General features: G+C 41.0%; 10 protein-coding genes. 3 read left to right on the forward strand and 7 right to left on the reverse strand.

Features of this window, described 5'->3' with window-relative positions:
• The 3 genes from CALSC_RS04580 to CALSC_RS04590 all read right to left on the reverse strand — a co-directional run.
• A partial coding sequence (locus CALSC_RS04580; RefSeq protein ID WP_407641883.1) for an NACHT domain-containing protein occupies nucleotides 1-1,034 on the reverse strand: 1,034 nt, incomplete at its 3' end.
• 267 nt (nucleotides 1,035-1,301) lie between these two features.
• Entirely contained in the window at nucleotides 1,302-2,072 is a 771-nt protein-coding gene (locus CALSC_RS04585; RefSeq protein ID WP_088240227.1) for a DUF429 domain-containing protein, read from the reverse strand.
• 105 nt (nucleotides 2,073-2,177) lie between these two features.
• Nucleotides 2,178-3,713, reverse strand: coding sequence for a phytoene desaturase family protein (locus CALSC_RS04590; RefSeq protein ID WP_235006677.1), 1,536 nt, complete (start codon nucleotides 3,711-3,713; stop codon nucleotides 2,178-2,180).
• 34 nt (nucleotides 3,714-3,747) lie between these two features.
• Here CALSC_RS04590 and CALSC_RS04595 point away from each other — a divergent pair, with 34 nt between their 5' ends.
• The 3 genes from CALSC_RS04595 to CALSC_RS04605 all read left to right on the forward strand — a co-directional run bounded on the left by CALSC_RS04595 (nucleotide 3,748) and on the right by CALSC_RS04605 (nucleotide 6,708).
• Nucleotides 3,748-4,530 (forward strand): ABC transporter ATP-binding protein, encoded by a 783-nt coding sequence (locus CALSC_RS04595; protein WP_088240229.1) that lies wholly within the window; start codon nucleotides 3,748-3,750, stop codon nucleotides 4,528-4,530.
• The gene (locus CALSC_RS04600) at nucleotides 4,531-5,994 is read left to right on the forward strand and encodes an MlaD family protein (RefSeq protein WP_088240230.1); all 1,464 of its coding nucleotides are present in this window, start codon (nucleotides 4,531-4,533) and stop codon (nucleotides 5,992-5,994) included.
• 186 nt (nucleotides 5,995-6,180) lie between these two features.
• On the forward strand, nucleotides 6,181-6,708 hold the full coding sequence (locus CALSC_RS04605; protein WP_088240231.1) for a hypothetical protein: 528 nt from the start codon (nucleotides 6,181-6,183) through the stop codon (nucleotides 6,706-6,708).
• Between the two features lie 246 nt (nucleotides 6,709-6,954).
• On the opposite strand, the gene CALSC_RS04610 is transcribed toward CALSC_RS04605, so the two are convergent.
• The 4 genes from CALSC_RS04610 to dprA form a co-directional block, all read right to left on the reverse strand.
• Nucleotides 6,955-7,308, reverse strand: a complete 354-nt coding sequence (locus tag CALSC_RS04610) for a type II toxin-antitoxin system PemK/MazF family toxin (RefSeq protein WP_088240232.1) — start codon at nucleotides 7,306-7,308, stop codon at nucleotides 6,955-6,957.
• A 4-nt stretch (nucleotides 7,309-7,312) separates the two neighbouring features.
• On the reverse strand, nucleotides 7,313-7,567 hold the full coding sequence (locus CALSC_RS04615) for a hypothetical protein (protein ID WP_088240233.1): 255 nt from the start codon (nucleotides 7,565-7,567) through the stop codon (nucleotides 7,313-7,315).
• Nucleotides 7,568-7,684: 117 nt separating this feature from the next.
• Nucleotides 7,685-9,922, reverse strand: coding sequence for a cation:proton antiporter domain-containing protein (locus tag CALSC_RS04620; protein ID WP_088240234.1), 2,238 nt, complete (start codon nucleotides 9,920-9,922; stop codon nucleotides 7,685-7,687).
• A gap of 198 nt (nucleotides 9,923-10,120) precedes the next feature.
• On the reverse strand, nucleotides 10,121-11,248 hold the full coding sequence (gene dprA, locus CALSC_RS04625; RefSeq protein WP_088240235.1) for a DNA-processing protein DprA: 1,128 nt from the start codon (nucleotides 11,246-11,248) through the stop codon (nucleotides 10,121-10,123).
• Nucleotides 11,249-11,447 lie beyond the last annotated feature (199 nt).

The following is an 11,447-nucleotide window of genomic DNA, read 5'->3' on the forward strand; positions in this document are numbered from 1 at the left end:
ACGCGAAGTAGTTGAGTTGTAAACCTACCATCTTCTGGTTTACCTGAAGGATAAAAAATAATTTGCTCCTGCAAATCATCTCTTTTTCGTCCATAACGATTTAACTCTAACAACAAAATCATCACATTTAAACCAGCATAAATGTCAACTTGTTGCTGTCCTAATTTAATGTTTTGTTCATATAACTTGCGTGATTTATTCTGGGGTAAATTTTTTGTATCAGCATTAATAAATTCTCCTTCACACCAGCGTTGATAAAAATTTTCTAACCGTTGAAAAAGTTGCACAGGTTGAAATTCATCCCTTGCTATAACTAAACTCATGAGACATTCCACCACTTCTGGTGTTAATCCCCCATAACCCAGCAAGTCATAAATTTCCCAATCCATTTGTTCTTGTTGGATATTAAAGCCTCTTCCTTTTCTTCCTGTTTTTGTCCAGTTTGATAAACTTTCCGTAAGCCGTTCGGCGAATAAAAACTCACTAAAACTGTTATGAGCAAACTCTACTGAACCCGTTTGTCTTCCTGGTTGGAGATAAAAAGTGGCTAAAGCATTCCTGAGAGGACTTTCGCCTATACGCTCCCTTGCTACTGACAAAAATTCCTTACCTGTCTCATCTCCTTGGAGACGTGCCTCAATCATTGACATGGACACACATTCCCTGCCAGATTGGATGACACATAAACTAGCTTCCGTGAGAATACGCCGTAAATCTTGGCTATCTTGTTCCGTGATCTTTCGCTGTAATAATTCCGGAAGCTGTTTTGTTAATACCCATTGCAAATACTTTTGATAAATCAAAATTTTAGCTTGGGTTTTACTACTTCCAGCAAACATTTCAGCTTTTAATTCACCATCGCGGTGCATTGCTGCCAACAAATACAGTAATAATGGTTCTTGTGCTAGTAGTTCCCGTACTTTTTCGGGACAACTCTTACCATCTAAAAACTGTTGGAAAGCTCTGGTTTTTTCCTTACCAAGCCACTGCTGCTGAATCTCCTCATTCATCGGTAGTACTTTTATTCTTTCCACATCCTTGATCTCCTCAAATAAATCCTACTTTATCTTGTTTATTTGGGTTGTCAATTACAGCAAATTGCAGGTAAACGAGGTATGTTTCTTTATCTGGAATAGGTAAGTAGGTAGGCGTAAAAAATTATCGTTTGGATAAGACAGGGGGCAGGGGGCAGGGAGCAGGGGGAAAAAGGGTTTTAGCCTTATTTACTTTTCTCCACATAGTTTGGTTTTATTGTGCCGACTTACTTAGAGGTTGGGTTCATAGTAGATAATATCTATCCCCTAATCCCTCGTTTCCACCCTAGAAGGGATAACAATATAACCAGTGCTACAGTCTCCTAGTACTAAGTTGTGTTGTTCCCCCCAATACCACCAGTAAGCTCCAACATAAGCACAGATCAAGCTATCTAATTTATCTTCAGCAGCTTTAAGTTCCGCACCAGTGAGAGATGAGGAGAAAAAGTCAATCTCAATGAATTTTGCTGTTTGTTTGTGCCCTTGAGGATTAATATCTAACCTGGGTTCAAGATAAGGGAGAATATGGATAATGTAATCGTAGAGTTTTAGTAGTTCTTTCTGGCGCTCTTGGATGCGCCCTTTTTTATATTTGAGAATGCGTTGCAAATCAAAAAGATTGACAATTGCAGGATGGGGAAATACTTCTATTTGATATCTACCAGGCTTTTGCGGTTCCATTGTCGGAGCATGGGTAAAACCACGAGATTCTAATTCTAAGCCAAAGTTAATGGTGCGTTCTGCAAAGGGTAGATTTTTGTTGGCTGGATAACAACCAGCATGATATTTACCAAAGTGTTTGTGAGTCAGTTTGTCAGGCAGACGACTCCCAGTATCATTGGGGATGAGAGTGGGTGCATCTACGGCGATGATGGCTGATTCTTGTGGTTGGATGCAGTCATCTACCCAACGGAGGATATCTGCAATTTGTTCTTGGCGATTTAGGTCGATAATTTGGAGTTTTTCATTGATTAGTCGCAGGTAGCAGAGTCCACTGGGTTGAGATTTCCAGCCTAAATCGATACCGAGGAATTTCATGGAGTTACTGAATACTACTTAAAATTTGCGATCATTAAGGATTTTATAAGAATTAGAAAAATCATTTGACTGGGAAAAAATACAGCCCATTGATTTGCAGGCTAGTTAGACCTCTAGTTTGGGAAAATGGTAATCATTATCCAATAACTCTCCTATTTGTCCCACATTCACCAAACTATTCGCACACATTATCCCCGACGCAGCCACCGCAGGTACTCCAATCCCTGGCATAGTACTATCCCCCACCCGGTACAATCCTTTAATTGGCGTGTGGGTATTGGGAAAACTCCCCTTACCCGCAGCGATCGCCGGACCATAGGTTCCTTGATAACGTCGTAAATAATGGGCATGGGTTAAGGGTGTACCAATTAGTTCTAGTACCACCCGTTCCCTAATATCTGGTATTACCCTTGACAACGCCCGGTATAAAGTTTCCGCCTTTTCCCGTTTCTTGGCTTCATAACCCTGATTCCTTTCCCATCCAGCATATGGTTCTAAGGTGTAGGTATGCACCACATGATGTCCGACTGGTGCTAAATTACTATCCCAAACACTAGGAATAGAAATCATACAGGTGTTTCCGGGTACTGTAATATCCTGGTGCAGATCATGAACTACCACATGATGCCCGGTTAAATCTTTCAATCCATCAGCTTTAATCCCTAAGTGTAAATGCATAAAGCTTTCTACCAATGGTGTAGCTAATGCGGCTTGGCGAAAAGATGCAGGTAAATCTTGAGGAGCTAATAAATTGGTACAGGTATCCCACATAGAAGCATTAGAAATAACTGTGGGTGCTTTGAGGATCTCACCATTTTGGAACTTCACCCCCACAACCTTCCCAGATGACACCAGAATTTGCTCTACATGGCATCCTAAACGCAATTTACCACCCCAGCGTTCTAATCCACTAACCAAAGCTTTGATAATCGCCCCACTACCACCCACAGGATATTCTACCCCTACTCGGGAACGTTCCCCCAACATAAAAGCTACCTCTGGAGCAATGGTGCCATGAGCCTTTAATCCAGACAAAAGAAAGCATTCCAAGTCAATTAGCCGCCGTATCCAAGGGTCTTTAACCGTAGCATCCATCACACTCCCCACAGAAGCTTGCACTAGGGGTAAATGAGGCAGCATTTTTATTAAAGCTGGTAAACAACGCCCCATGAGTAAAAAAATCACTTGCCAATCAGACCTTAAAGCTAGGGAGGGAATACCTCTCATGGCATCGTATAGGGGTAACAAGCGTTTCTCAAACTGTTGAAATTCCTCAGCGCCTTCAGGAGTAATTTTACTTAATTCTTGGCGGTAACGTTCAGCATTGCTATAAACAGGAAAAGAACCTTCAGGAAAGTGATAATGTCCTAGGGGATCATAACTAATAGTTGCTAATGATTCCTCTAATACATCTAAAACTTGCTTGACTGGATTTAGACTTTGGGCTAACCCACCATCGTCATTTAAACCACAATAAAATGAAGGTCCAGAATCAAATTCAAATCCCCGTCGTCGAAAACTATGAGCAGCACCACCAGCAATTGTATGACTTTCACACACAATTACCCTTTTGCCATAACGAGCCAGCAATGCAGCCGCAGTTAGTCCACCAATTCCACTACCAATAACTATGACATCCACAATCCAAAATCCACAATCTAAAATTTAAAATAGTATGGCTCAACCAATAATTGAATTAAAAGGCATTTCCAAAAGTTTTGGTAGTAATAAAGTATTAGATAATATCGATTTGGAGATTTATCGGGGTGAAGCACTGGGAATTATTGGTCCTAGCGGTACGGGTAAATCCACGATTTTAAGAATAATTGCTGGGTTAATAGAACCAGATAGTGGAGAAGTTTATATCCAGGGGGTGAAGCGAGAAGGATTAATTGAAGAGGGTACGGAGCAACTCGGTATTGGTATGGTGTTTCAACAGGCGGCATTATTTGATTCGTTGACAGTAGAGGAGAATGTGGGATTCTTACTTTATCAACATTCTAAATTACCGCGATCGCGCATTCGAGGTCTAGTCAATGAAAAATTAGATATGGTAGGTTTACCAGGAACAGGAGATCTCTACCCATCGGAGCTTTCGGGAGGGATGCGAAAACGGGTAAGCTTTGCCCGAGCAATTATGTCTAATCCCGATAATCCTACTCAAGGAACAGAAGTTTTGCTATACGATGAACCTACTGCTGGGTTAGATCCCATTGCTTCTACGGTCATCGAAGACTTAATCCGCCATTTGCAGTCTAGTCAAGGAGTCTGTAGCACTTACGCAATTGTTACTCACCAAGATAGTACCATTCGTCGTACAGCCGATAGAATATTATTTCTCTACCAAGGTAAAGTGCAATGGCAAGATAAAGTAAATGAAATTAATCACACAAACCATCCCTTGATTCGACAATTTATGAGTGGGAATGTATCAGGACCAATTCAGATGGTAGGTTAGATGACAGAAGAAGAAAAGGTAAGTAGTCCAAAAAGAAAAATGCCCTTTGTGTCTGCACGTACATTAAGGGAAGGTTCTGTTGGTTTATTGCTGTTAGTCGGACTAGGGGTACTAGGTATTGTTATCCTCTGGTTAAATCGATTTGCTGCATCTGGCAAATCCTACACAGCAGTTGTGGAATTCGCCAATGCTGGGGGAATGCAAAAGGGAGCAGTTGTTCGTTATCGAGGTGTCAAGGTAGGTCGAATTAATTCCATTCAACCAGGACCTAATAACGTGGATGTGGAAATCGAAATTTCCCAACCCGAACTCATTATTCCCAGGGATGTCACCGTGGAGGCGAATCAGTCGGGGTTAATTAGTGAAAGTATTATTGATATTACTCCCAAAAAACCCGTAGCTTCTGGGGTAAAACTTGCTGGGCCTCTAGATCCTAATTGCGATCGCAATCTGGTTATCTGTAATGGTTCTCGTCTCCAAGGGGTGATTGGTATCAGTATGGATGAACTCATCCGCACCACCAGCCGTTTGGCTACTGTGTACACCGAACCCAGATTTTATGCCAATGTTAATAATGCTTTAAAAAATACTTCCGTCGCAGCATCACAAATAGCTAAACTGAGTGGGGAAATTGTCAAGCTAACAAAAAATTCCCAAGCACAATTGAGTGACTTTGCCACAGCAGCTAAATCTGTATCAGATGCAGCAGATAAGATTGGTGTATCTACTTCCCAAGCAGTAGATAAGTTGGGGAATACAGCCAATGAATTTGGTACTACTGCCAAGGATATTAGTTTAACTGTTAACCAAGCCAATCAATTATTGCAAAATCTGGATGATTTGGTCGTATCCAATCGTTCTTCCCTGGTCACAACTTTAAATAATATTACTGCCACTAGCAATCAATTACGTGCCAGTGTGGATCAATTGTCTCCTACATTCAATCGATTAACCCAAGGAGAATTAATCAACAACTTGGAATCCCTCTCTGCAAATGCTGCTCAAGCATCAGCAAATTTACTGGATGCGAGTAAGACATTGAACAATCCCAACAACTTGCTAGTTTTACAAAAAACTTTAGATTCCGCACGGGTAACTTTTGAGAATACTCAAAAAATTACTGCTGATTTGGATGAATTAACGGGAGATCCCAAATTTCGGAAAAATTTGCAACAGTTAGTCAATGGTTTAAGTGGCTTAGTCTCTTCAACCCAGCAAATAGAACAAAAGGTACAATTGGCTACTACCTTAGAGTCAGTCAAAACCTCGGTGAATACTGCAACTAATACAACCAAAAAAACTATTGCGAATCAGCCAGAAATTAAACTAAAAATTCCTGATCCGGTGTTAAAAAATGTGACGAAAAAATCTGCATCCAATGTTAAAACACCAACAGCTAAAACATCTCAAGAAAATCTACTGAAAAAATTGAGAAAATATAGGCAAGAGAGTCAGAAGGATTGATATAGCACTACGCAATTAGGGCGCTGACATTGTTGAACCCTCAAACCTATGAATAGTAAACTTATTACTTAACCTGAACGTGAGTTCGACGGAGCTAAAACACGGCAGGTGTGATATACGGAAACTTTCCGTCTAATAAATAGTTAGCCAGCTTATCAATAAATCTATGGAAGAGGTACATGATAAATGCCTTTTTGGGATAGAGGAGAAATAAATCAACTAAACTCAGAAATACGATTGCTTAAAGGCAAAATTGAAGCATTAGCTATTCAACTACAGGAAAGAGCCGAGCACTTAGCAGAAGAAATAGAGCATAGAGATCGACGCTTAATTAATGAGCTTGTAACAAAACAACATTATTTAAATGGCACAATAGATCAGCTTGGTGCACAAGTTGACAAAAATAGATATCTTATTGAGAGGACTATTGCTGTGGCAGAAGAAAATCAAGTACAGATTGGTCAAATTAAGAATAACCAAATCAGTATTCTTTCTGGAGGCATTAATAATAGTATTCATGATCAAAGCGTCAATAACATTGATCTTAGTCCTCATACAAAGCAAACCTTAGCGGAGGCTGCACAAGAGATTCAAGACTTGCTAGATCAGCTATCTAAGACTTACCCAAACACCACCACTATGGAAAAAGCTAATGTTGCAATGAAGGCAATGGAGGAAATTGAGAAAAAGCCAGAAACAAAAATAAAATTATAAAGGCTTTGAAAGCTGGTGGTGTGGCAGCTCTGCTTGAGCTGACAAACAATCCTGTTGTAAAAATTCTGACACCGATGCTCGAAAGCCTGTTAGAAAACGATGAGTAAATCTAATGCGAGCAAGTCGCTTGGTTGGGACGGTCTACCACTACTCTTTAGATACAAGCTTGGGTTGACACAGAAAATCCAACCACTTCTTGTTTGCTCCCCGACCTTGCTTCAGCGATCGTAGTAATCAAACCGCGCTTCAATTTTCTTCTGTAAATACATCTAGTTCTAATGTGTATTTGAGTGCTTCCTTGAGTGCCAAAACAAAATTAGGAGAAAGATTTCCTAAATGGCGTTGTAATCGCTGTCGGTCAAGAACCACTATTTGATAACAAAGTGCTACTGAATCTTGAGTTAGTCCCCCTTCTCCTGCTGGAATTAACACTGTGCCTGGAATTTGGGCACGACGTACATTGCTGGTAAGAGGAATGACTACAACTGTACGAGTGAAGCGTTGCAAATTATCCCGTTGTACGATAATTACAGGTCGAATTCCAGCTTGTTCCGACCCTCGACTGGGATTCAAATCTGCTAATTGAATTTCTCCCCACATTAAATTAAGCTTGATCCTCTTTCTGTAGCATGGGGAGGTACTCACTTAGGTGAGCTTCTGCAAATGCGATATCTTCCGTTGCAAATTCAGTTTTTAATGCTGCCGCTTCTCCATCAGAAATTGTATCCCATTGTTGGAATAAGTTTTGCTGGTGTAAGGATATGGCAAAATTTAAAACTTTTTTTTGTTGCTCTTGTGGCAACTGGCCAAGAATTTGAACCAATTGTGTTTGAATTATCTCGGTCAATGTAGCTGTCATTGGTGATTTATGATGCGATGAGATCAGTTTAGCGCATTGCAGCTCAGACGATGCTCCGCAGAAGCAGTTACCCGAAAAACTTTTCGTTATATACTTTAGTTTTTTGTGCCTTTCTACTTAACCCTGACTATCTATTAATAATTTTGCCACTTCTAAAATGCGATCGCTCTCTCCTTGTAATAAGATACAATCTTCTGGTTGCAAGGCCATAGCCCTATCAATGCCAAACTTGAGTTTTCCTTGTCTGCGTAATGCTTGCACTATTGCCTGATATTCAGTATGTAAGTCTCCCACAGTCTTACCGATGAGAGGGGAATTTTCTCCCACTGTTACCCAATGGTGATATCCTCCAGAAATGGTTCCCCTACCCATCATCAAGGAATGAAATGCGACCATCTCCTCTGCTTCACCTACAGCTAACAAACAATCTTGACTATGTAACCTGGTTTGGGGAGTGGGATAGTAGAGAACGTCATTATTATGTTGGATTGCCATAATTGTTACCCCTGTTAAATTACGGATATCAGCAGTAGCTAATGTCATATCTACTAGGGGTGAATTAGCATCTAAAGTTACCCACTTCTGCTTTAGTTCTGGGGTAGCATTGGTAATTTCTACTTCCGGCTGGCGATTTCTCCATTCCATACGTAAATTCTGGTAGCGATTGCGACGCATAATACCAATGACTGAGTGAATATTACTTAAGGATGTGTTTAAGACAGCAAGAACGTGGGCTCCCATTTCCAGAGCGGCTTCAAATTCAGGTTGTACAACTTCTTTCGCCCCGAATTGAGTTAAGATATCAATTTCTTTATTTTGATGGGAACGGGCAACAACATCTAGTTCTGGGACTAACTCTAAAGCCCTTTTTAACAATAAGCGGGTACTGGCAGGATCGGGAAGAGCGATCGCTAGGGCACTAGCTTTGTGTAAATGTGCTTTTTCTAACACAAATTCTGAATCTGCATCACCAAAAACGTAAGGAATTTTCTCCGTCCGCAATCGTTTAATAGCAGCTTCACTATTTTCAATTACCAATACTGAATGACCTTGGTTTTGGAGAATACTGACAATCATTTGTCCTACCCTGCCATAACCTGCAACTACCACATAATCCCGAAAGCCTTCTGGAAGGGAAATATCTTTGGTATCCTGGAACTGACGCAGATATCCAGATAAAAATGGTAAACTGGCTAGGCGATCGGCTAAAATGGGAGAAAACTTCAGCCATACAGGGGTGAGCACTAAAGTAATGGCAGTGGTTCCCAATAACAAGAAATATTTATTCTGAGAAATAAATCCCTCCTGCCATCCGACTAAAGCCAAGACAAAGGAAAATTCCCCGATTTGATTCAATCCCAAGCTGGTAATTACCGCCGTTTTGAACGAGTAGCCAAATGCCATCACCACTGGTAGGATAATTAAAGCTTTACCCACCATCACCAACATTACCAAACCCAGAATCACGCCAAAATTTTGGATTAAAATATTGGGATCAATTAACATGCCAATGGAGGCAAAAAACATACTGGCAAAGGTATCTCGCAACGGTAAAATCTTCGCTAAAGCTTGGTCAGCATAATCAATTTCTGAAATCATCAAACCTGCAACAAATGCCCCCATTTCAATGGATAGACCTAGTTTTGAGGTAATGATAGCTACACCAAGACACAGGGCAATTACTAGTAATAGAAATAGCTCACTACTTTCCGTCTCCGCTACTCGCCTCATTATTTGCGGTACAACCCATTTACCCATAGCTACTGCTACTGTTGCAAACACTACAACTTTAACCAGAGCAGTACTCAAAGCAGCTCCCATATTAGCAGGGTTATTCAGAGCTGGCAAAACTGCTAACATCAATCCCAAAGCTAAATCTTGGGCAATCAAAATAGCCAACATTGCCTGCCCGTGGATGGTATTAGTTTCACCTCGTTCTGTCAGAGTTTTGAGGACTACCGCAGTGGAAGACAAGGAAAGTACTGCTCCCAAAAATATTCCTTGTGTTGGGGTTGTTACCCATCCCATTAAAGTAGCCAAAAAGGCTGTTATGGCAATAGTTAAACCTATTTGTAGTAAACTTCCTTGAATGGCAATTTCTTTGACTCGTTTCAGTTCCGCTAAAGAAAACTCCACCCCCAAGGCAAATAAGAGAAACGCCACTCCAATCTCAGCAAAAGGCTTGATTGTTTCTACATCTGCTAGGATTTTCAAGCCAAAGGGGCCAATAATTAAACCACTGATTAAATAGCCCAATAAAACCGGCTGACGCAGTCGATTAGCAACATAACCCCCCAGGGCTGAAGTTCCCAGAACCGTCGTCAGGTTGAGAATGAAAGCTGTTCCTGCTGCCATATTGGTAATGCTACCTAGTTAAACTCTATCAAAACAATACAGGAGGGTGAGAACCTCTGCCTTTGAAGGAGAGAATGAAACGGGACTCGACAGGTTTTAACCTGGCGTTTTCGTTATTTATCTTACCAAAAGTGTCACGAGAGGTTAATTTAACTCGCTACGCGAGAAGGAAGAAGGATAATTAAGTTAATTTTTCTATTATTTCATCCTTTGATAACGCATTCCTGGTAATTGGGAAACTAAACCCATTAACTCTAACTGCAATAAAGCACTAGAAACTTCACCCGTAGCCATACCTGTTTGTTGCATAATTAAATCCAAAGGTAAGGATTCTGTGGAAATAACATCCATGACTTTTTGCAGTTCTGGAGATAAATCGGGTAATGGAACTTGTTCTATTTCTGAACATGCTTCCACCCCATCTAATTGCGGTATGGCTCCCAACATTCTCAACAACTCATCCAACTCTTTCAGAATTGGCGTTGCCCCTTGACTCAGTAACTTTAAGCACCCTTGAGATGGTCTATCGTCTATCCTTCCTGGTAATACATACACATCCCTACCAAACTCATTGGCATAATTAGCCGTAATCAAAGCACCTGATTTTAAGGGTGCTTCCATCACCAATACAGCACGACTTAATCCCGCAATAATCCGATTGCGACGAGGGAAATGGGTACGATCTGGAGGAGTTTTGGCAGCATATTCACTGACAATTAATCCTTGTTTTTGTGTCAAAATTCGCTTATATAAATCCCGGTTTTTGGCTGGATAGACAACATCTACCCCCGTACCTAAAACGGCTATAGTTCTTCCTCCAGCGTCCATCGCCGCAATGTGACTTTCTGTATCAATACCTGCTGCTAATCCAGAAACTACGGTAAAGCCATTGTGTGCCAAAGTTGTACTAATGTTGCGTGTCCAACGTCTACCATAATCGGAAGGATTGCGGGTTCCCACTATCCCTACCAAGGGTTTTTGTCCTAAATTCTCTGATAATTCAATTTCACCCCGATAATACAATACGGGAGGGGGAGAAGGAGTTTCTAATAACAAACGAGGATAATCTGTATCCCCTGGTGTCCAGAAGTGGGGATTTTCCTGCTGATGTTTGCTAAATAATTGTTGGGGATGAAGACGAGAACGTTGTTCTACGACCTTTTTCAGGGTTTGTAAGCCAAAACCTTCAACCTCTGCCAATTGAGCTGGGTTGGCTTTCCAAGCTGCTTCTAGGGTGCCAAAATGTTGTTGTAACCGCCGTATTAATACTGGGCCAATGCCAGAGATTTGTGCCCAAACTAACCAATATGCACCTTCTGGTAACAATTCCCTATCCTCAAACCTTCTTGCTTGAGTATGCCCATATATTACTACGCAATTAGGGCGCGGACATTGTTGAAGACCCAAACCTATAGGAGCATCCCAATTTTTATGCAATACCCTATAAGGGTATCGCTACACGAGCAAAACCCACCTGCGTGGGTTAAGAGGAATTTATTAGCCCACGTAGGTGGGATTGGTTTGT

Source organism: Calothrix rhizosoleniae SC01, from assembly GCF_900185595.1.
GTDB lineage: Bacteria > Cyanobacteriota > Cyanobacteriia > Cyanobacteriales > Nostocaceae > Calothrix_A > Calothrix_A rhizosoleniae.

What these genes read in the sequence shown, in the direction of transcription:
- CALSC_RS04585 (WP_088240227.1), bottom strand. Translation starts at nt 2,072, where the DNA reads ATGAAATTCCTCGGTATCGATTTAGGCTGGAAATCTCAACCCAGTGGA.
- CALSC_RS04595 (WP_088240229.1), top strand. Translation starts at nt 3,748, where the DNA reads ATGGCTCAACCAATAATTGAATTAAAAGGCATTTCCAAAAGTTTTGGT.
- CALSC_RS04600 (WP_088240230.1), top strand. Translation starts at nt 4,531, where the DNA reads ATGACAGAAGAAGAAAAGGTAAGTAGTCCAAAAAGAAAAATGCCCTTT.
- CALSC_RS04605 (WP_088240231.1), top strand. Translation starts at nt 6,181, where the DNA reads ATGCCTTTTTGGGATAGAGGAGAAATAAATCAACTAAACTCAGAAATA.
- CALSC_RS04610 (WP_088240232.1), bottom strand. Translation starts at nt 7,308, where the DNA reads ATGTGGGGAGAAATTCAATTAGCAGATTTGAATCCCAGTCGAGGGTCG.
- CALSC_RS04615 (WP_088240233.1), bottom strand. Translation starts at nt 7,567, where the DNA reads ATGACAGCTACATTGACCGAGATAATTCAAACACAATTGGTTCAAATT.
- CALSC_RS04620 (WP_088240234.1), bottom strand. Translation starts at nt 9,922, where the DNA reads ATGGCAGCAGGAACAGCTTTCATTCTCAACCTGACGACGGTTCTGGGA.